At 60.3% G+C, this 20,058-nt stretch carries 16 protein-coding genes; 6 read left to right on the top strand and 10 right to left on the bottom strand.

From position 1 onward, the window contains the following. Window positions 1–47 precede the first annotated feature (47 nt). Entirely contained in the window at window positions 48–638 is a 591-nt protein-coding gene (locus tag WA225_RS28350) for an NAD(P)H-dependent oxidoreductase (RefSeq protein ID WP_422610502.1), read from the bottom strand. 184 nt (window positions 639–822) lie between these two features. Here WA225_RS28350 and WA225_RS28345 point away from each other — a divergent pair, with 184 nt between their 5' ends. Continuing rightward, complete coding sequence (locus tag WA225_RS28345) at window positions 823–1,137, top strand: putative quinol monooxygenase (protein ID WP_422610501.1); 315 nt, start codon at window positions 823–825, stop codon at window positions 1,135–1,137. Here WA225_RS28345 and WA225_RS28340 read toward each other — a convergent pair. Next, window positions 1,127–1,891 (bottom strand): sulfite exporter TauE/SafE family protein, encoded by a 765-nt coding sequence (locus tag WA225_RS28340; protein ID WP_422610500.1) that lies wholly within the window; start codon window positions 1,889–1,891, stop codon window positions 1,127–1,129. The genes WA225_RS28345 and WA225_RS28340 overlap by 11 nt on opposite strands. A gap of 234 nt (window positions 1,892–2,125) precedes the next feature. On the opposite strand from WA225_RS28340, the gene WA225_RS28335 reads away from it, so the two are divergent. The 4 genes from WA225_RS28335 (at window position 2,126) to WA225_RS28320 (ending at window position 4,504) form a co-directional block, all read left to right on the top strand. Next, window positions 2,126–3,007 (top strand): LysR substrate-binding domain-containing protein, encoded by an 882-nt coding sequence (locus WA225_RS28335; RefSeq protein ID WP_422610499.1) that lies wholly within the window; start codon window positions 2,126–2,128, stop codon window positions 3,005–3,007. Between the two features lie 42 nt (window positions 3,008–3,049). After that, a complete protein-coding gene (locus WA225_RS28330) occupies window positions 3,050–3,628 on the top strand; it encodes an NAD(P)H-dependent oxidoreductase (RefSeq protein ID WP_422610498.1) in 579 nt (192 codons plus the stop codon). Between the two features lie 46 nt (window positions 3,629–3,674). Continuing rightward, the gene (locus WA225_RS28325) at window positions 3,675–4,046 is read left to right on the top strand and encodes a MerR family transcriptional regulator (protein WP_422610497.1); all 372 of its coding nucleotides are present in this window, start codon (window positions 3,675–3,677) and stop codon (window positions 4,044–4,046) included. Window positions 4,047–4,153: 107 nt separating this feature from the next. Next, on the top strand, window positions 4,154–4,504 hold the full coding sequence (locus tag WA225_RS28320; RefSeq protein WP_122589396.1) for a cupin domain-containing protein: 351 nt from the start codon (window positions 4,154–4,156) through the stop codon (window positions 4,502–4,504). Window positions 4,505–4,597: 93 nt separating this feature from the next. Here the strand turns inward: WA225_RS28320 and mmsB are convergent, their stop codons facing one another. Next, window positions 4,598–5,500, bottom strand: a complete 903-nt coding sequence (mmsB, locus tag WA225_RS28315; protein WP_422610496.1) for a 3-hydroxyisobutyrate dehydrogenase — start codon at window positions 5,498–5,500, stop codon at window positions 4,598–4,600. Between the two features lie 9 nt (window positions 5,501–5,509). Continuing rightward, a complete protein-coding gene (locus WA225_RS28310) occupies window positions 5,510–7,036 on the bottom strand; it encodes a CoA-acylating methylmalonate-semialdehyde dehydrogenase (RefSeq protein WP_422610495.1) in 1,527 nt (508 codons plus the stop codon). A gap of 149 nt (window positions 7,037–7,185) precedes the next feature. Between WA225_RS28310 and WA225_RS28305 the strand changes: the two genes are divergently transcribed. Next, window positions 7,186–8,133 carry a LysR family transcriptional regulator gene (locus WA225_RS28305; RefSeq protein WP_422610494.1) on the top strand — a complete coding sequence of 316 codons (948 nt, stop codon included), beginning with the start codon at window positions 7,186–7,188 and terminating at the stop codon, window positions 8,131–8,133. Here the strand turns inward: WA225_RS28305 and WA225_RS28300 are convergent. The 6 genes from WA225_RS28300 to recC form a co-directional block, all read right to left on the bottom strand. Further along, window positions 8,130–8,582, bottom strand: a complete 453-nt coding sequence (locus WA225_RS28300) for an OmpA family protein (RefSeq protein ID WP_422610571.1) — start codon at window positions 8,580–8,582, stop codon at window positions 8,130–8,132. The genes WA225_RS28305 and WA225_RS28300 overlap by 4 nt on opposite strands. A gap of 47 nt (window positions 8,583–8,629) precedes the next feature. Beyond that, window positions 8,630–9,898, bottom strand: coding sequence for a diguanylate cyclase domain-containing protein (locus WA225_RS28295; protein WP_422610493.1), 1,269 nt, complete (start codon window positions 9,896–9,898; stop codon window positions 8,630–8,632). Continuing rightward, window positions 9,895–10,470, bottom strand: a complete 576-nt coding sequence (locus WA225_RS28290) for a YfiR family protein (RefSeq protein ID WP_422610492.1) — start codon at window positions 10,468–10,470, stop codon at window positions 9,895–9,897. Before WA225_RS28290 ends, WA225_RS28295 begins: the two co-directional genes overlap by 4 nt. Before the next feature lie 118 nt (window positions 10,471–10,588). Further along, window positions 10,589–12,700 carry an exodeoxyribonuclease V subunit alpha gene (recD, locus tag WA225_RS28285; protein WP_422610491.1) on the bottom strand — a complete coding sequence of 704 codons (2,112 nt, stop codon included), beginning with the start codon at window positions 12,698–12,700 and terminating at the stop codon, window positions 10,589–10,591. After that, complete coding sequence (recB, locus tag WA225_RS28280) at window positions 12,697–16,386, bottom strand: exodeoxyribonuclease V subunit beta (RefSeq protein WP_422610490.1); 3,690 nt, start codon at window positions 16,384–16,386, stop codon at window positions 12,697–12,699. Before recB ends, recD begins: the two co-directional genes overlap by 4 nt. Next, entirely contained in the window at window positions 16,383–19,835 is a 3,453-nt protein-coding gene (gene recC / locus WA225_RS28275; RefSeq protein ID WP_422610489.1) for an exodeoxyribonuclease V subunit gamma, read from the bottom strand. The genes recB and recC overlap by 4 nt, the downstream gene beginning before the upstream one ends. Window positions 19,836–20,058 lie beyond the last annotated feature (223 nt).

Raw genomic sequence — 20,058 nt, 5'->3', positions numbered from 1 at the left:
TCGATTGGCCTGCCCCGCAGGCTCAGGCCTTCGATAGTAGCCGAGCATCAGCCCTTGAGGCCAAACACCTCAGTCAAATGCTGCTCATAACGCGCCACATCAGCCTCGATATTCGGCCGCTTCATCACGTCGACACAAAGGAACGTCGGCAAACCGGTCATGCCGAGAAACTCGTTGGCCTTGTGAAAAGGGAAGTACACGGCATCAACGCCTTTGGCTTCAAAGAAATCCGTCGGGTCGTCGAAGGCTTGCTGCGGTGCGTTCCAGGTCAGCGACAGCATGTATTGCTTGCCCTGAATCAGACCACCGCTGCCGTACTTTTGCGAGGCGTCGGAACGGGTGCGGCCATCGCTGGCGTAGAGGCTGCCGTGGCCTTCGGTGAAAACCTCGTCGAGGTACTTTTTCACCGTCCACGGTGCGCCCATCCACCAGCCCGGCATCTGATAAATGATCACGTCGGCCCAAAGGAATTTCGCCACTTCTTCAGCGACGTCGTAACCCTCGTCGATGAACGTGGTTTTGACGTCGACGCCGCCGCGATCCAGCACCCTCAGCGCGGCTTCGTGCAGGGTGGTGTTGTAGCGACCGTCGGAGTGAGCGAATTTTTTACCGCCATTGAGCAACAGCACTTTTTTCATGAGAAAGCCTCGGCGCAGCCATAGGGCTGGATGGAGAAGAGAAATTGGAATGGCGGCAGATTAACGATCCGCCTCGCGCGGAATAAGCCGTGATTGCGCAAAATACATTTGACTGAAAAGCACGAATCAAACGCCGATTGTTGCAATAGGATTCGCAGCCATCTGCATTTGAGGAGTGGTTGTGATGAGTGAACGTTTGGGTTTTATCCTGCACGCCAAGACCCGCCCGGAACAAGCCGAGGCTTTCGAAGCGCTGTTTCGCGCATACGTTGAGCCGAGTCGCGCTGAGCCGGGCTGCATCGAGTACCACATGTTGCGCGACAAGGAAGATCCCACGCTGTTTATCTTCTACGAGATCTGGGCGTCGCAAGCGCACCTGGATGTGCATTCGAATCTGCCGCACATGAAGGCGTTCTTCGCCGAGCGCATGAATTATCTGGAACAGGATTTCGATATCCGCCAGATCGACATGCTCAGCGAGGCCTCGGCTAACCGCTGATCAGCAAATGGGCGCCGAGCGCGCCCAGACCGATAAAGAACACCCGCTTGAACAGCACGGCGCTGATGCGCTGGCGCAGCCATTGGCCGAGCAACATGCCGAGCACTGCCGGAATCAGCGCCAACAACGAGGCACTGAGTTCGCCGCTACCGAGCGCACCCCGCCAGAGCAGACCGGCGGCCAGCGCCAGCGTCGAAACGGTGAATGACAGCCCCAGCGCCTGCACCAGTTCATCGCGATTCAAACCCAGCGCTTGCAGATACGGCACCGCCGGAATCACGAACACGCCCGTGGCTGAGGTGATGACGCCGGTGATCAAGCCGCACACCGGGCCGAGCCAGCGTTCATGGCGCGGATTTATGCTCAGCGTTGGCAGCAGCAGTCCGCTCAAGGCATAAAGCAACAGCGCCGCGCCCAGTCCGCGCACCACCCAATGCCCGCCCGCCATGCCGATCGACAAGGTGCCGACGCCGGTGCCGAGGAAGATCATCAGCAGCATCGGCCACAAGCGTTTGATCAGTCCTTTCAAGTGCCCGCCGAATGCCAGTTGCCAGACATTGGTCAGGGTGGCCGGAATGATCAGCAACGCCGCAGCCTGCGATGGCGCCATAGCCAGACCGAGCAAGCCCATGGCGACCGTGGGCAGGCCGAGGCCGATCACGCCTTTGATCAGGCCGGCGAGCATGAATGTCATGATCACCAGCAAGGACAGGGCCAGGCCGAGATTTTGATAGAAGTCTGCGAGTGTGTTCATGGCGTTACTGTGCGCAAGGCGAGGCTGGCTGAAAATCTGCCATATACTGAGGCTGCCTCTGCCCAGACAAGAGGCTGATATTTTTTTTGAAGCTGTTGGCCTCATCGCTGGCAAGCCAGCTCCCACAGTTTTTTTGTTGTTCACACATTTTGAGATCAACACTGAAACCTGTGGGAGCTGGCTTGCCAGCGATAGGGCCAGCCCAGACACCACAAAAACCAGAGGCTGCCAATCATGCACTTCGACCTCACCGACCTGCGCCTCTACCTGCACATCCTCGACACCGGCAACATCACCGCCGGCGCCGCCCGCAGCCATTTATCCCTGGCCGCCGCCAGCGCCCGAATCCGTGCCATGGAAGCCTCACTCGGCACCGACTTTCTCGAGCGCGGACGCCGTGGCGTCACACCGACGCCGGCCGGCAAAGCCCTCGCCCAGCACGCGCGCATCCTCCTGCAACAAGCCGAACGCCTGCAACAGGATCTGGCCGAATACGCCCAAGGCGTCAAAGGTCAGGTGCGCTTGCTGTGCAACACCACGGCGATCACCGAATACCTGCCGGAAGTGCTCGCGGACTTCCTGCGCGATCATCCCAATCTCGACATCGATTTGCAGGAACTGCCCAGCGCACGCATCACCCACGCCTTACGCCAAGGTGCGGCGGATTTAGGGATTGTGTCCGACGCAGTGGACACCAGCGACCTGCAGACCCAGCCATTTCGCGACGATCCGCTGGTGCTGATTCTGCCTCTCGACCACCCATTGTCAGACGCCACTGAGGTCAGTTTCAGCGACGCTTTGCACCATGACTTCGTAGGACTCAGCGCCAACAGCGCTCTGGCGATTTACCTGGAGGAACAGGCCCTGCACAGCGGCGCGCGAATGCAGGTGCGTATTCGCGCCGACGGTTTCGATGGGGTAATGCGCATGGTCGGCCGGGGCGCCGGGTTGGCCATCGTGCCGCTGGCCGCCGTCGAACGCGCGGGGCAGCGCTCATTCAACAGCGTGACATTGAACGAACCCTGGGCGCGCCGCACCTTGATGCTCTGCGCGAAAGACTTCCCTGCCCTGCCGGGTTACGCCAAAGCCCTGCTGCACGCCTTGACTCTCCCCTAAGGGGCAGACTTCATCCTTGGCTTTTCAACAGCAAGGACAGTCATGATGGGTAAACGAATTCTGCTGATTCTCGGTCATCCTTCCTCCGCGAGTTTCTGCGCCGCACTGGCCGAGCGTTACCTCCAGTCAGCGATCGACGCCGGCCACGAAGTTCGTCAGTTACGCCTCGGCGAACTGGATTTTGACCCGGTGCTGCGCGAGGGTTATCGACAGATCCAAGTGCTGGAAGAGGCCTTGAGCGCGGCGCAGTCCGACATCCTATGGGCCGAACACCTGACGCTGGTTTACCCGATCTGGTGGGGTGGCATTCCGGCGTTGCTCAAAGGTTTTTTTGATCGCGTGTTTCTGCCGGGGTTTGCCTTCAAATACCGTCCAGGCAAAGCCTTTCCCGATAAGTTACTGAAGGGCCGTACCGCGCACTTACTGGTGACGATGGACACGCCGGCCTGGTATTACCGCTGGTTTTATCGCATGCCCGGACTGCATCAGGTGCGCAAGACCACGCTCGAATTCTGCGGGATCAAACCGCTGCGCACACTGACGTTTGGCCCGGTACTGGGCTCAAGTGAGCCGCAGCGAAAAACCTGGTTGCGGCAGGCACAGGCTATCGCCGCTCACTGACTCTGCAGATAATGCAGCGCGCTGTTTCACATCAAAAAGGACTTTTATGTACATCGGCCAAGCCGCGCAACGCTCCGGCACCACCATTAAAAGCATCCGTCATTACGAGTCGATCGGCCTGCTGCCCACGCCCCGGCGCCAGGGCAATTATCGTCTCTACGATCAGCAGACCGTCGAGTTGCTGATCTTCATCAAATGCGCCAAAGACATGGGCTTTCGTCTCAAGGAATTGCAGGTGATTTTCGCCGACCATCAGGGTGAGGCCATGCCTTGGGCACGTGCGCAGCAGGCCATCGAAGCGAAGAAACGCGAAATCAGCAACACCCTGGCCGAACTAACCCGGCAATTCGCGCAACTGGAAGTGTTCGAATCCAGCCTCGAACAGGCCCGTACCGAATGCCCGCTGGAAAAACTCTGAGCCTGTGCGCGTTTATGAGCAGTTCGATGTCGACCCCAGACAACTGAGCACTGACCTGACGCTATAGGGTGCGAGTTCATTTCTCACGTCCACTGCCCGGAGTCCTCATGACCGCGACCGCCCCTATCACCGTTCTGCGCGACACCCACCCGCTGCCGGTACTCGACGCCTGCAAATGGGAAAAACTCGAGGGCGACCCGCACACCGTCAACCTCAACGCCTACACCAGCGAAGACGGCAGCAAGATCATGGGCACGTGGATCTGCACGCCGGGCAAGTGGCGCGTGGAATATGTGAAGTGGGAGTACTGCCATTTCCAGGAAGGCTACTGCGTGATCACCCCGGACGGCATGGCGCCGATTCACCTGCGCGCCGGCGATATCTTCGTGGTTGAGCCAGGTATGAAGGGCACATGGGAAGTGGTCGAGACCGTGCGCAAATATTTCGTGTTCGCCTGATGCAAAAAAGCCGGGAGATCACCCGACGTGATTCCCGGCAAACAATATCTGATACTCACAAGTCCCCTGTGGGGGCTAGCTCCTACAGTTTGTTCAGCGCTGCCCTTCAATTGCAGGCTTGCGATAGCTGTTGATGATCGCCGAGAAATCCTTCCCGCCATCCCCACGCTGACTCATCGCCTGGTACAACTGCTGCGCCACCGCGCCGAGCACCACCGGTTGGTGCGCCTGACGCGCCGCTTCCGTCGCCAGCCCGAGATCCTTGAGCATCAACTCGGCACCGAAACCACCGGTATAACCGCGCGAGGCCGGCGCTGTTTCAACGATGCCCGGCCACGGGTTGTACATCTCCGAACTCCAGCAACGCCCGGTCGAGCTGTTGATGATCCCGGCCAACACCTTGGTGTCGATGCCCAGTGCATCACCCAGCGCCATCGCCTCACTGACGCCGACCATCGAAATCGCCAGCAGCAGGTTGTTGCAGATCTTGGCGATCTGCCCGGTGCCGACTTCACCGCAATGCACGATGTTACGGCCCATCTGCGCCAGCACGGGTTGCAGGGTGGCGAACAGTTCAGGCGTGGCGCCGACCATGAAGGTCAGCGTGCCAGCGGTCGCGCCACCGGTGCCTCCGGACACCGGCGCGTCGGCCATGGCCACACCTTGTTTAGCCGCAGCGGCGGCGACATCGCGGGCCGTCTGCGGATCGATGGTGCTGCAATCCACCGCCGGTACGCCTTGGCCGATGCCGGCGAGCACGCCGTCCTCACCGAGCCAGACGCTGCGCACATGCACCGCGGCCGGCAACATGGTGATCACCAGCTCAGCATCCTCGGCCGCCTCACGCGCTGAAGCGCGAATAGTGCCGCCCAGTTGCTGCAGTTCCGCCAGCACGGTTTTGTTCAGGTCGACCAGGTTCAGCGAGTGGCCGGCCTTGATCAGGTTGCGCGCCATCGGTGCGCCCATGTTGCCCAGACCGATAAATGCGATTTTCATGGCCATTCCTCAGCGCAGGTTGATGGTGGTGTTCACGCCGTCGTTGACGCTGTCGTCATCGAACCAGCGCGCCGTGACCGTTTTGGTCTGCGTGTAGAACTGCACCACTTGCTTGCCGTACGGGCCGAGGTCGCCGAGTTTCGAACCGCGCGAACCGGTGAAGCTGAAGAACGGCACCGGCACGGGGATCGGGATGTTGATGCCTACCTGGCCTACGTCGATTTCCGTCTGGAATTTACGCGCCGCCGCGCCGCTTTGGGTGAACAGGCCGGTGCCATTGCCGAACGGGTTGGCGTTGACCAGCGCAATCGCCTGATCGAGGGTGTCGACTTCCAGCACCACCAACACCGGGCCGAAGATTTCCTGGGTGTAGATCTGCATGTCGGTGGTCACGCCCGAGAACAGGGTCGGTCCGACAAAGTTGCCTTGCTCGTAGCCCGGCACCTTGATGTCGCGGCCATCCAGCTCCAGTTTGGCGCCTTCCTTGATGCCGCTTTCGATAAGCTCGAGAATCCGTGCCTTGGCTTTTTTCGAGATCACCGGGCCGACATCGGTGCCCGGCTCGTTACCGGCGTTGACGGTGAGTTTCTGCGCCAGCGCTTTGAGGTCCGGCAGCCATTGCTTCGCCGCACCGACCAGCACCACCACCGAGGTGGCCATGCAACGTTGCCCGGCCGCACCGAAACCGGCGCCGACCAGGGCATTCAGTGCTTGCTCGCGATTGGCATCGGCGAGCACCACGGCGTGGTTCTTCGCGCCCATCATCGATTGCACGCGTTTGCCGTGCTTGCCGGCCAGGTCGTAAACGTGGGTGCCAACGGCGGTCGAACCGACGAAGGACACGGCTTTGATGTCCTTGTGCGTGCACAGGCCATCGACCACGTCTTTACCGCCATGCACCACGTTCAACACACCGGCCGGAACGCCGGCCTCGATTGCCAACTCGACCAGCAGCATGGTCGACAGCGGATCCTGTTCCGAAGGCTTCAAGACGAAGGTGTTGCCGCAGGCGATGGCCATCGGGAACATCCACAGCGGAATCATCGCCGGGAAGTTAAACGGTGTGATACCGGCACACACGCCGATCGGCTGACGCAGGGTGTAGGTATCGACGCCGCCGGCGACGTTCTCGGCGAACTCGCCCATTTGCAGGGTGCCGATGGAGCAAGCGTGCTCGACCACTTCCAGGCCACGGAAAATATCGCCTTCGGCGTCGGCAATGGTTTTGCCTTGCTCGGCGCTCAGCACCACGGCGATGCGTTTAGAGTGCTCGCGAATCAGCGCTTGCAGCTTGAGCATGATGCGCATACGCGCGCCGATCGGGGTCAGTTTCCAGGTCTGGAAGGCGCGCTGGGCGGCGCTGACGGCGGCATCGACTTCAGCGGCGGTGGCGAACGGGACTTTCGCCAGCACTTGCTGGGTCGCCGGATTGACGATGTCGTGCCACTCGGTGGTTTGCGACTCGACCCACTCGCCATCGATCAGCAGTTTGACATTCTGGACCGTGGTTTCGTTGGGCGTAAGCGATGCGTTCATGCTGGTCTCCGAAACTTGTTTTTATCGTAGGAGCCAAGGCGAAGGGTTCGCCTTGAGATGAGGCGTGTGTCATGAATTGGTTGTCGGACGGTTTTTGGAGTATAGATGTGCAAACTTCTAATAAGAACGCACATATAAGCCCGTCCATCATGCAAAAAAACATCACCTCACTCGGTTCGTTGAACTGGGACGACCTCAAGTTTTTCCTCGAAGTCGCCCGCACCCGCAAGGCCAGTACCGCTGCCAAACGCCTGGCTGTCGACTACACCACGGTGTCGCGGCGAATCAGTTCGCTGGAAGCGGCACTCGGCACCTTGCTGTTCGAAAAGTCGCGCACCAGCGGCTTCGTCCTGACCACCGAAGGCCAGCGCCTGCTCGGCTATGCCGAGTCGATTGAAAGCACCTTGCACATGGCCTGCGAGCAGGTGTCAGGTTCCGGCGTGGCGCTGTCCGGGCATGTGCGCATGGGCTGCACCGAAGGCTTCGGCAGTTTTTTCATCACTCCGCAGTTGAGCCATTTCGTCGACGCCTACCCGGCCATCTCGGTGGACATCCTGCCGCTGCCACACTTCATCAGCCTGTCCAAGCGCGAGGCCGACATCGTCATTGCGCTGGAGCGTCCGGAACACGGGCCATACGTGTGCTGCAAACTCTGCGACTACCGCTTGCAGCTCTACGCGACCCAGGACTATCTGGACAAACACCCACCGATCCGCCGCCCAGCAGATTTGGGCAAACATCAATTCATCAGTTATGTGGATGATCTGGCGTTCAGTTCAGAGCTGCTCTACTTGGCGAACGTGCTGCCCGGCGCCAGCGCCAACTTGCGCAGCACCAGCGTGATCGCGCAGTTCGTCGCGGCGCAGCAAGGCCGCTCGCTGGCGATCCTGCCGTGCTTCCTCGCCGCGCAGGATCCGCGCCTGCTGCCGGTCCTGCCGGAGGAAATCAACATCACCCGGCAGTTCTGGATGTACTGCCGCGAGGACCTGAGGAAGTTGAAGCGGATCACCCTGTTGTGGGATTACATCCGTGAGGTGACCGAGCGCAATCATCCGCTGTTGATGGGCGAGTCCCGCGACATGCAGTTCGCCGACTAGTCGGCGCTGACCACAATCGCGACACGGCGGTTTTCCGTGCGGCCCGCCGCCGTATCGTTGGATGCCACCGGCTCTTTGCTGCCCAGGCCCTGCAGCTGAATGTTCTCTTGCTTCATGCCAACCGTGCCCAGCACGTTGGCGACACTTTTTGCGCGGCGCAGCGACAGTTGCTGGTTGTAGGTTTCCTTGCCCGATGCGTCGGTATGTCCATCGACACGCACGCGCTCGATGCCGACACCCAGCAACGCCTTGCCGATGCGTTCGACGATCTCGGTGCTTTCCTTGTTCAGGCTTTCGACGTCGCTGCCAAACAGTACTTTGCCGGACAGGCCAAACTCCCAACCCTCGTCGGTCAGCTCGAAGCCCTGTTGTTTGAGCACCGCAACTTGCGCCGGGGTCAGGCCCTTTTGTGGCGCGGTCTGGCAACCGGTCAGGGCCAGTACGGCCATCAACAACACAGCGTAAAAAGATCGAATGGACAGTGTGAACACGAGAGTCAGCTCCTGGTTTGAACGGAATCAGCCGGGTGCTCCGCCCCGGCCGTGAATTGGGCGCCGCGCGACAGCCGCTTGGCTTGATACATGGCCGCATCCGCGGCATCGAGCAAGGCTCCCGGCGTGGCCCCATGATCGGGAAAAACCGCAATGCCGATACTGAGCGAGGTCACCACACGGGTGTCGCCCGGCAATGCGATGGGCATGTCCATGCTGGCGAGGATCTTGTCGGCAATACGCTCGGCATCTTCGACCTTGTGCAGCGGTGCGAGCAGAACGGCGAACTCGTCACCGCCCAGCCGCGCCACCAGGTCCTCTTCGCGCAACTGCGCCCGAATGCGATTAGCCACTGCAACGAGAACCGCATCACCCGCCGCGTGGCCGAAGTTGTCGTTGATGCCTTTGAAGCGATCACTGTCGAGAAACAGCACCGCCACGCGCTCGTTGAGTTTGCTGGCGTTGCGCAAGGCGCGGATCAATCGACCTTCGAAAAAGGCCCGATTCGGCAGTCCAGTGAGGCTGTCATGACTGGCCTGGTGGGCGAGGGTTTCGTTTTCGCTTTGCAGGTGGCTTTGCCACGCTTCGAGTTCGTCGAGCAGGGCATTGAAGTCGTTGCCGAGGTTATCGAGTTCGGCGATTTGCGCCGCCGGCACGCGACGGTCCAGCGCCCGTTCACTGCGCGCGGCGTGGGCGACATCGGCAAGGCTGCGCAGCGGCGCGGTGATCGCACGCAACTGTCGACGCGCCAGGTACAGCGCAACCCAGGCACTGATTGCCGTACACAGAAAAATCCCGGCCAGACCGCTCAACAGAAAACGCATCAGGCTACCGCCGTGCCCTGTGAGCAGAATCCGCCCGATCTCGCGATCCTGGTGGAGGATTGGCAGGCTGATCGGTTTCTCCAGCAGTGCACGGGTAATCTGCATTTCCAGGCCGGAGAACAAGCCGTTCTCCGGGCGCTGCCAACGGGCGAGTAACTCACCCTGCGCGTCGAGTACTTGCGCATCCGCCACCTCCTCGGTCGAGGCGATCAGGGCCAGTGCTTCGGTCGCGGCTGTTTTGTCGTTGAACACGACGGCCGCCTCAACGGTGTAGCTGATCGAGCGGGCGATCAGGTGCAAGTTGTGATCGGCGTAGACACGCAGCGCCAATACCCCGAGAAAGGTCAGTGAAACGCTGGCCATGGCCACGCCAACCAACGCGACGATCAAATGACCTCGGCCGATGACCGAGCCCAACGTGGGGCGGCTACTGGTTCTGAACAGTTTCATGGCGCCGCCGGTTTGCGACGCGACAATTGCAAGACGCTTGGGTGAATGCGCACGCCACTGCGGGCAACGGAGTCGAGATTGACCTCGAAGGACACTTGGTCATCGCCAACCCGCAGACAGAACAGGCTGCCCACCGTGCACTGATCACCGCCTTCGCTGATGCTCAGCACCGGATGGCCGATCAGCGAAGCGAACAGCCGACTGCGTTCATCCGCGGTGAGTTTGCCGATGTACACCGCATCACATTCACTGACGATCGCCGGGTTGTCGGCGAGCAGTCGACGGACGATGACTGGCCGGCCGGTGGCTTGCGTGGTGCCTTTGACCAAGTCATCGGTGTACTCGGTCGGGCCGACGATGCACAGACGCAACTGTGCAGGTTCTACCGGCCAGCGTGCATAGCTGAGGATGCCAAGAACGACCTGCGTGACAGATTTTGCCCGTTGCTCGGCCATGCCCGTCGGCGCTGGCGTTTGCGCGACGGCAACGCCCGTCAACAACCAGAGCAGGCCGATAAGCAACGTGTGCTTGCAGCCAACCACGCGCTCTGTCGCCCAGACAGACACCTTCATGCAGGATTCTCTTGGATCGTAGCGAAATGATGCCGCAACGATAGCACAGCGAAGAAACACCAGCGAGGCAGCGAGCTCTGACCGGCCAGTCAGTATTCGCCGCCGGTCACGGGTATTTTCATCCGCGAGTCTCGCTACCCTCTTCCAGTTCCAGCATCAGTCCGCTCAGGCGTTTGACCTTGCGCTGCACCGCTTCCTCAAATACCCCGGGGCGCGGCTCGATGAGGGTGAACCAATGTTTAGCGCGGGTAATACCGGTGTAGATCAGCTCTTTGGTCAACACCGGATTCAAGGTGTCCGGCAGGATCAACGCGGTGTGCGCAAATTCCGAGCCCTGGGACTTGTGCACCGTCATGGCGTAGACGGTTTCAACATCGTTGAGTCGACTTGGCAGAACGAAACGCACACCGCCCTGACCGTCATTGCGCGGGAACGCTACGCGCAGCACCGGTTTACCGGCATCCGGGCCTTCACGCTCGGGCAGCTTGAGCGCAATGCCAATGTCGCCGTTCATCAAGCCCAGACCGTAATCATTGCGGGTCATCAGGACTGGCCGGCCTTCATACCATTGCTGGTCGTTATCGATCAGGCATGCCTTGAGCAGCGCCGCGGTGATGCGCTGGTTCAGCCCTTCGACGCCCCAAGGTCCTTTACGGACGGCGCACAACAACTGGAAGGTATCGAACGCCTGCAAGACGTCACGCGCCCAGTTGATCCAGTCCGGATGCTCCAGCGGTCTGCCCGACGGCGGGCGTTGATTGCGCAACACCGTCAAGTAGTGCCGATAGCCTTGCGGACCATCACCATGGCCCTCAAGCACCAGTTGTTCCAGCTTCTGATCGTGCTCGCCCTGAGGGAGTGGCAACGAAAACACATCGTCATAGTGCCCGGCCTTCAGCAACTGTCGCGCCTCGTCCGATAACTGTTGGTTGACCCGCCGCGCCAGTTGCCCGATGCCGCTACCCTCACCGAAACGCCGCGAGTGGCGCAGCATCACCACTTGCTGTGCCAGCGGATGAGAGCCATCGACGTCCTCATGCAAGCCGCTGCCCTGCAACGACTCACCGCTGACCGACTCCAGCCATTGCCGGGTTTGCGGGCTGTACCAGCCATGCTCGGCGTCACGACACAGGTCACCGAGCACCGCTCCTGCTTCAACGGAGGCCAGTTGATCCTTGTCGCCGAGCAACACCAGGCGCGCATGGGGCGGCAGCGCATCAAGCAGATTGGCCATCATCTCCAGATCGATCATCGATGCTTCATCGACGACCAGCACATCCAGCGGCAAACGGTTGCCGACGTGGTGGCGGAAATGTCGCGTACCTGGCCGGCTGCCGAGCAAACGGTGCACGGTGGTCACATCGCAGGGGATTTTCGCGCGCACCTCTTCAGCGATTTTCAGCGATTGCACTTGCTGGCTGATGGACTCGGTCAGTCGAGCGGCGGCCTTGCCCGTCGGCGCCGCCAGACGAATGCGTAACGGTTGCCCGGCTTCTACGGCGGGTGCTTGAAGCAATGCCAGCAGACGCACCACCGTAGTGGTTTTGCCGGTACCCGGGCCTCCGGTGACGATACTGAACGCGCCACGCGTGGCGAGGGCACAGGCGAGTTTCTGCCAGTCGATCACCGCGCCGGAGCGGGCCGATCCGAACAACTCGTTCAGCCGCAGCGGCAAATCGCCAGGGCTCGCTTCGCCTTGAGCCAGACGCTGGCGCAACGCGGTATCGATGCGTCGCTCGTAAGCCCAGTAGCGCCGCAGGTACAGACGCTTGCCACTGAGCACCAGCGGGCGTTGTTGCGCCGCGTCACTGGCGTCGGCCGCCAGCGCGACCAGGGCACTGCCGGCCAATGCCTTGCACCAGTGCACACCATCGAGCGCTTCGAGCAATTGCGAAGGCAGCAATAGCACCCCACCTTGCACATCCCCTTCGGGCGGTAACGACAATGCAAAATCCGGTGCCTTGAGGGTTTCGAACAGGTCGAGACACACGTGTCCGTGGCCGAGCTGATGGCTGGTCAGCGCAGCGGCGAGCAACACCAGCGGATCGGTGTCCGGCTCAAGCTCGTGCAGGAACGCAACGAACGCCTTGTCCAGCGCGCGCAGCCAGCCGCGCTCGACCCAGCGGGTGAGCAACAGCAGCAAATCATCGGCACGGGTCAGCGGAGCAAGGGCCGACAGGCTGTCGGCAGCCAAGGGTGTCGGCAACAGATCGGTGAAGGTGCGGCTCATAACAAGACTCCCTGTTCCCATGCGGGTTCGGCCTTGGGTTCGGGTTTGCCCTGGAACATCCGGTCAAGGCGCTCGATCAGCTCGCGGGGCGGGCGCGCAAAATACACACCACGGCTGTCGGCTCGTGTGCCACGCAAGAACAGATACAACGCGCCGCCAACGTGCCGGTCGTAATCGTAATCGGGCAGCCGCGCCTTGAGCTGGCGATGCAACGCCAACAGGTACAGCACATATTGCAGGTCGTAGCGATTGTCGAGGATCGACTGCTCCATGGCTTGCTCGGTGTAGGCCTGATCATCCACGCCCAGCCAATTGGATTTGTAGTCGGCGACGTAGTAACGGCCATTGTGTTCAAAGGTCAGGTCGATGAAGCCTTTGAACATACCGTTGAGCTGCACCGGTTCTGCCGCCACACGGGCCACGCCTCGGTGAGTGTGCTGACGCACCTGTTCGTCGAGTTTGAGCACGTCGACCTTATGGCTGGCGAACCAGAACTCCATCTCGACGCGGTATTGCTTGAGTTGCTCGAGAATCACCGGCGGCTGCCCCCCGCCAATCGGCAATGGCGATTCAAGCAGGTGCTGCAACCAGTCACTCAACGTGGTGATCCAGCCTTCCCAGCCGCGCAGGTTACAACGCCGGGCAATCGCATCTTCCAGCGCATCACGGGACACCGCAAAACCATCGTCACCGGCCCATTCCAGCAAGCCGTGGAGAAATGTTCCCGGATTGGGCCCGCGAGGAAAACGATGGATGTCGGCACCGCCACTGATGATTTCTCGTGGCGCGTCCGGGTCGAGGCGTTCATCGTCGAAAAGCTTTTGTGCCTGCGGGCTGTCCGGAGCCTCGTCGCTGCCGACACTCAGCACATCGCTGATGCGCAACGCGCTGTAAGAGGCGATCCACCAGTTTTCGCTGGCCTTGCGCTTGGGCAGCAGCGTGGCACTGAGGACGGCTTCATTGCGCGGCGGCTGATAGTGCTCGGTGCTGGCCTGGGGCATTTCGTCGACGCTGATTGCCGCGCAATCCTGCTGCAGGTCTTGCAACCAACGGCTGAGTGCGCTGGACTCGCCCAACGATGCACCGCCCCCCAACAGATAGCCGAGCGCGGAAAGGTGCAGCACGGAACTGTTGTTATTGCCGCGTTTGAGATCCGTCACGCCTAACCAGCAGGCATGCTGCGCGCGAGTCAGGGCGACATAGAGCAAACGCAAATCTTCGGCGAGACGCTCTTCATCCGCTTGGGCAATCAGCTCGGCGGTGGGCTTGAGACTGACCTGAGCCTTGCCCGTCGCGTCGTGGTAATGCAGTGGCAACCGACTGCCATCCACCGGCTTCGCCGAGCAGATGAACGGAAGGAACACCAACGGGTACTCCAGACCTTTCGATTTGTGGATGGTCACCACTTTGACCAGTTGCTCGTCGCTTTCCAGGCGCAGGATCTGCTCCTCGCCGGCCTGACCGGACAACGCCAGAAGCTCGGCCAAATGGCGAATCAGCGCTTGTTCACCGTCCAGTTCGGCAGCGGCTTGTTGCATCAGTTCAGACAGGTGCAACAGGTTGGTCAGCACCCGCTCGCCATCACCGCGTGTCATCAAGGTTTGCGGCAAATGGAAGTCGTGCAGCAGGCGGCGCAACATCGGCAATACACCTTGCTTGCGCCAGAGTTCGCGGTAACCACGGAACTGCATGACACGGGATTCCCAGACCAACTCGTCCTGGTTCAACCGCTCCAGTTCAACCAGTGGCAGGTTCAAGGTGATGCAGGCCAGCGCAGCTTTGAGCGAACGCTCGACATCCGGTTCGGCGCAGGCTTTAAGCCACGACAACAGGTCGTGAGCCTCCTGCGCGGCGAACACCGAGTCCTTGTCCGACAGGTAAACGCTGCGCACGCCACGGGCGGCCAGCTCACCACGCACCGCCTGAGCCTCCTTGCCATCACGCACCAGGATCGCAATGTCCGACGGACGCAGACCTCTGAAGTCTTTACCCTCTTGAGTGAATCCCGCGCTGCCGCTTTGCCCGCCATTGAGCAATGCAGTGATTTCACTGGCACAGGCAGCCGCCAATTGTTGGCGATAGACCGCGCCTGACAGTGGCTGGTCTGTGGACAAGTGCCAGACATTCAGCGCCGCGATATCTTGCCCGGCAACCTGCAGTTTTTCTTTGCGCCCCTGGGATTCGACGGGCAGGAATGGCACCGGGTTTTCACCGGTTTTCTCCCGGAACAAAAACGCGCCGCGTCCCTGCTCTCTGGACTCGGCGCGTTCGAATACATGGTTGACCGCGTTGACCATGCCGTGGCTGGAACGGAAGTTGGTGCCCAAGGTATGCAGCCGGCCGGTGGTGGCCTGACGCGCGCGCAGGTAGGTGTAAATGTCTGCACCGCGAAAAGCATAGATCGCCTGTTTGGGATCGCCGATCAGAAACAGCCCGGTAGCCGGGTCGTTGTCTTCGATGCGGTAGATGCTTTCAAAAATCCGGTATTGCACCGGGTCGGTGTCCTGAAACTCATCGATGAGCGCGACCGGAAATTGCTCGCGGATCAATGTCGCCAGACGCTCGCCGCCGTCGGACTGCAGCGCGGCATCCAGGCGCAAAAGCATGTCATCGAAGCCCATCTCGGCGCGACGGCGTTTTTCTTCCTCGAAGCGCGCGCCGACCCATTTGGCAGCGTGTTGCAGCACTGCGGCGTCAGGCGTGGGCAAGGCATCGAGACTCGACTTGAGCCCCGACATCGCGTCCAGCCCCGGGTGAGTCGGCGCCTGACCTTTCCACGCTTCGGCCATGCCGTCGGGGGTCAGGCGACTGAAGCCGGTACCGATGTCCAACTGTTCCAGCGCCTCGTCTTCGGCCCAGGACTTGAGCTTCTCGAACCACGGTTCAAAGTAGCGCGCCTGCATTTTTCGACCGTCAACGGTCTTGCTGGCAACGCCCTGATGACAAATGGCGAGCAACTCGTCCGCCCATTGGCGCCAAGGCATTTTCAATTCAATCAACGCCGCGCGACGCTCTTGCAGGCATTCTTCAATCAATTGCGCTGGCGCTTTGCCCGCCTCGCTATCGCGTTCACTGGCGAACAGACCGCGTACTCGAGGTAACAATGCTGCAGGACCGCCCCAGTTGCCGCGGACCCAATTGAGCGCGTCTCCCTGCATCGGGTAACAGAACAATCGCCAATAATCGCGCAGCACTTCGCCAAGCAAATCACTGTGATCGGTTTCCAGGGATTGGGTGAACAGGCTGCCGCTGTCAAACGCGTGCTCGCGCAGCATGCGCTGACACCAACTGTGGATGGTCGAAACCGCAGCTTCGTCCATCCATTGCGCAGCGATATCGAGGCGGTTGGCGCAACCGGGCCATTGCGGCGGTTCGAATTGATCGCGCAGTTCCGCAATCAATGAATCAGGTGCGGGCATCTCGTCGCGGAAGAATCGCGCCGCCTCGGCCAGTCGCGTACGAATGCGCTCGCGCAGCTCTTTGGTCGCCGCATCCGTGAACGTCACCACGAGAATCTGCGGCGGCAACAACTCTCGTGCGAAGCCAGTCGACTCGCCGCCGTGGCCGAGGATAAGACGCAGATAAAGCGCAGAAATCGTGAAGGTCTTGCCGGTGCCGGCGCTCGCCTCGATCAACTGGCTGCCACGCAGGGGAAATGCCAGAGCCAGCGGTGTCTTCGTGCTCATGTGCGAGCTCCTTCGCTGGACAATGAACGCCATGGCGCTTCAAACAAAGGACGATACAAAGTATCGCACCAACCAGAGAATGTTTCGTCCGCGAGCAAGGCGTCGAAGTCGGCATATTGGCGGGACAACGCAGGACTCTCACGACGCTCGCCCTCGCTGGTCTGCCCGTCACCTTCATAGGCTTTACGGGCAGCCGTTTCGGCCTTGAGCGGGTCAGTCTGAGACAGCCAGGCGAAAGCGGTTTTCACGGCGATTGGCAGAGGCTGGCGCATGCCTGCTTGCCAAGCGAGCAGCAGATCGCCAAGCAAACGCGATGCGCGGTCCTGCGCCATAGGCTCAAGCAGCAATGTGTCGTCACTGGCGACCAATGCGGTACTCAATGACAGTCCGCTGGCGCAGGCGACAAGATGATTTACCCATGATTTGGTCAGCCGATGCCATTTGCGGCTTTTGATCGAGCCAATGCTGTTGGGAATGGTCGTCACCGACAACAGGCTGCCGTCAGCGCGCTGGTGGAGGCTGGAAAGCCAGCCTTCAATACGCAAGCCTTGCAGCTCAAGATTGACCGGGATCGCGCTGGTCAGCGGCGTCGGCCATAGTGCCAGTAACTGTTGATAACGTTGCAACAGATCCGGAAGCGGCTCGATCAGTTCACGCTGCAGACATTCGCCGAAGCCGGCCATGGGCAACAACCCACTGTTTTGCAGGCGTCGGGCCTGAGCTTCAAGTGCCTGCTCGACGTTGTCCGGTTGCCGCAGAGCCGCCTCGAGCAGACTGTCGCTGAGCGTATAGCGCTGCAGTGCATCAAGCACAAAGGGTTCTTCATCGGCGAGCGGAGCGTCGGCAGCTTCGAAGTACACCTTGAGTCGCTGCGTGAAGAAATGCCGTACCGGGTTGCGTAGAAAGTCCTGTAGCAACGCCAGGCTCAGAGGCTCTTCCTGAATAAAGGGTGTAAGCAATTCCGTGTTGCCGGGTGGCGCATGCTGTTGATGCAACACCTGCCATTCGCTGGCATAGCTGAACAACTGATCGCCCTCATGGAAATAGCGCGCACTGAACGGTTGCAGCGGATGCTCTTCGGTCATGGCGCCCAACAGATCCTGACTTTCGTCGAGCAGCCGCCAGCCGCTGGCGAGGTGATCACGCAACTGACCAATGAGCACCGACGCCGGACGCTCGCTGTTGTCGCGAATGCTGCGGCCGACCCAACTGACGTACAGCTGATTGCGTGCCGACAAGAGCGCTTCGAGCAAAAGATATCGGTCGTCCTCACGCCGCGAACGATCTCCGGGACGGTAGTCGCTGCCCATCAGATCGAAATCCAGCGGCGGTTGCGCACGGGGATAATCGCCGTCGTTCATCCCTAGCAGACAGACCAGTTTGAAGGGAATGGCGCGCATCGGCATCAGCGTACAGAAGTTTACCGCACCGGCGAGAAAACGCTGAGACAAACGGCCCTGATCCAGTCCGGCGAGCCAGGCCTCACGCACAACCGTCAATGGCAGTTCATCCACCAACCCGACCGACTCACAGGTCTCCAGCCAGGTCTCGCGAAGCTCTTCCAGTTGAGTCAGCAAGTAGTCGTCATGCTCATTGCTGGCCTTGAAAAATAACTGCATCAGCGTTTGCAGTCGCTGACCCCACTCTTTGGGTTGGGCCGCTTGCGTGAGCGCCTGGTGAGCGAGTTCCAGTGCATCAAGCAACGCCACCAACGGCCCGATCAGTGCAGCATCCAGGCCGCCGATTTCATCATAAGGCTCGATACCTGCGCAGGCACCGGCGCTGCCAACCGCGTAACCCAGCAACATTCGGCGCAGGCCGAAGTGCCAGCTATTCTGTTCGAGCTCATCCGGCAGCCCGAGCCCGGCGCGTTGCTCGGCGTTCATGCCCCAACGGACACCCGCACCTTCGATCCAGCGGTGCAGTGTCGGCAAGTCACGCTCCTCCACACCGAAGCGGGCACGCAGCGCGGGAACGTCGAGCAGGTCGAGGATTTCACTGACCGGGAAACGACTGTCCGGCAATTTGAGCAGGTGCTCGACGGCAATCAGTAAAGGGTCGCGGCCACGTTGTCCCTGGTCTGCCAACGTGAAAGGAATGAAGCGTGGATCATGTCGATCGAGTTGACCGAAAACAGCACGTATGTGCGGCGCATAGCTGTCGACATCCGGCACCATGACGATCACGTCACGAGGGCGCAGATCCGGGTTGGCGCTGAAACGTGAGAGGAGTTGATCGTGAAGAATTTCAACCTCACGTTGAGCACTGTGGGCTACGTGAAAACGGATCGATTGATCTTTCGCCAGATCTACCGCTGGCCAGTGCTCGCGGGTCTCGTTGAGGGGGCGTAGCTCGAGGATGTCATTCTGCAGTTGATTGAGCAGGTTTTCTGGCTCGGTTTCGCTGAACAGATCGATACGGCTATCGCGAAATGCTGCGCGGTAGCTGTTGGGATCGTCATAGCTGTCGAGCAGGTTGATGTAGTCACGACCCTGCTTGCCCCAGGCCGCTAATAGTGGGTGGGCATGCTGATGCAGGGTTTCAGGGTCAAGCACGACGGGCATTCCGCTTTTGCGCGACTGCCGCTTGTATTGATGACGCAGCAAGTCCTTGTCGGCGACGATGTCGGCCCAGTGGTGACGGCAAGGGTTGTGCACACACAGCAGAACCTGACTGAAACGCGCAAGCCCGGCCAGCGCTTCAAGTACTTGCGCGGGCAACGAAGAAATCCCGAAGACAATCACTCGAGAGGGCAGCCCCTGCGGGGCCTTTGTGAGGCTGTTGATACGCTCGATGAATCGTTGATGAACGCCGGCACGACTCTGTGCCATCCCCTGCTCACCCACGTCGTCGAGCAATGCACGCCACAATTCGGCTTGCCAGCAACTGGTCGGTGGTAGCGGTTTTACTTCGCCCCTGACATTGCGCAGTTGATGCCGTCCTTCAGCCCAATCCTCGAGCCAGTCGGCGCGATAGACCTGATACTGGTCAAAGAGATCCGCCAGACGCTCGGACAGTTGATAGCGTTTGCGCAAGTCGGTGTCGTGAGTGAGGAAACGTTGTAACGGCTCAAAATGCGGGCGATCGATAACCTGGGGTAACAAGCGCATCAGACGCCAGGTCAGCGGTGCCTTATCGAGCAGGGATTTGAGCGGAATTTCTTCTCGTCCAAGAACCATGCGGTAGAGCTGCCACATGAAGCTGCCGGGTAATTGCACGTCAATCGCAGCGGCGATGCCGCAACCGCCGAGGTCGTCTTCCTCTGGATCTTCAGCCAGCGCCAATTTGAGCCACTGGGCGATGCCGTTGCTCTGCACCAACGCAATTTCGTTTTCCAGGGGCGCTAGCGGATAGCGCCGCATGATGCTGATCACAAGGCTGCGCAGTTCGTCCAGGCTGTTGCTCTGGACCACCATGAATGCAGCGTTGAGGGACTGGGCGTCCGGCATAAGGGTTTCCTTGGAAAGTACAAAAGCTAGGGCAGAACCTTAGCATTGTCGGCAGGTTGTGGCAGCCGGACGACGTCCACGCATGCTGTAAGAACTTTCCTGCGGGCAAAACAAAACCCCAACTGCTTTCGCAATTGGGGTTTCGGAATTTAATCTTGACGATGACCTACTCTCACATGGGGAAACCCCACACTACCATCGGCGATGCATCGTTTCACTGCTG

This window comes from Pseudomonas sp. (genome assembly GCF_049300855.1).
Lineage (GTDB): Bacteria > Pseudomonadota > Gammaproteobacteria > Pseudomonadales > Pseudomonadaceae > Aquipseudomonas.
Note: the sequence above shows the minus strand (reverse complement) of the source record. Positions and strands in the feature narration are given on the sequence as shown.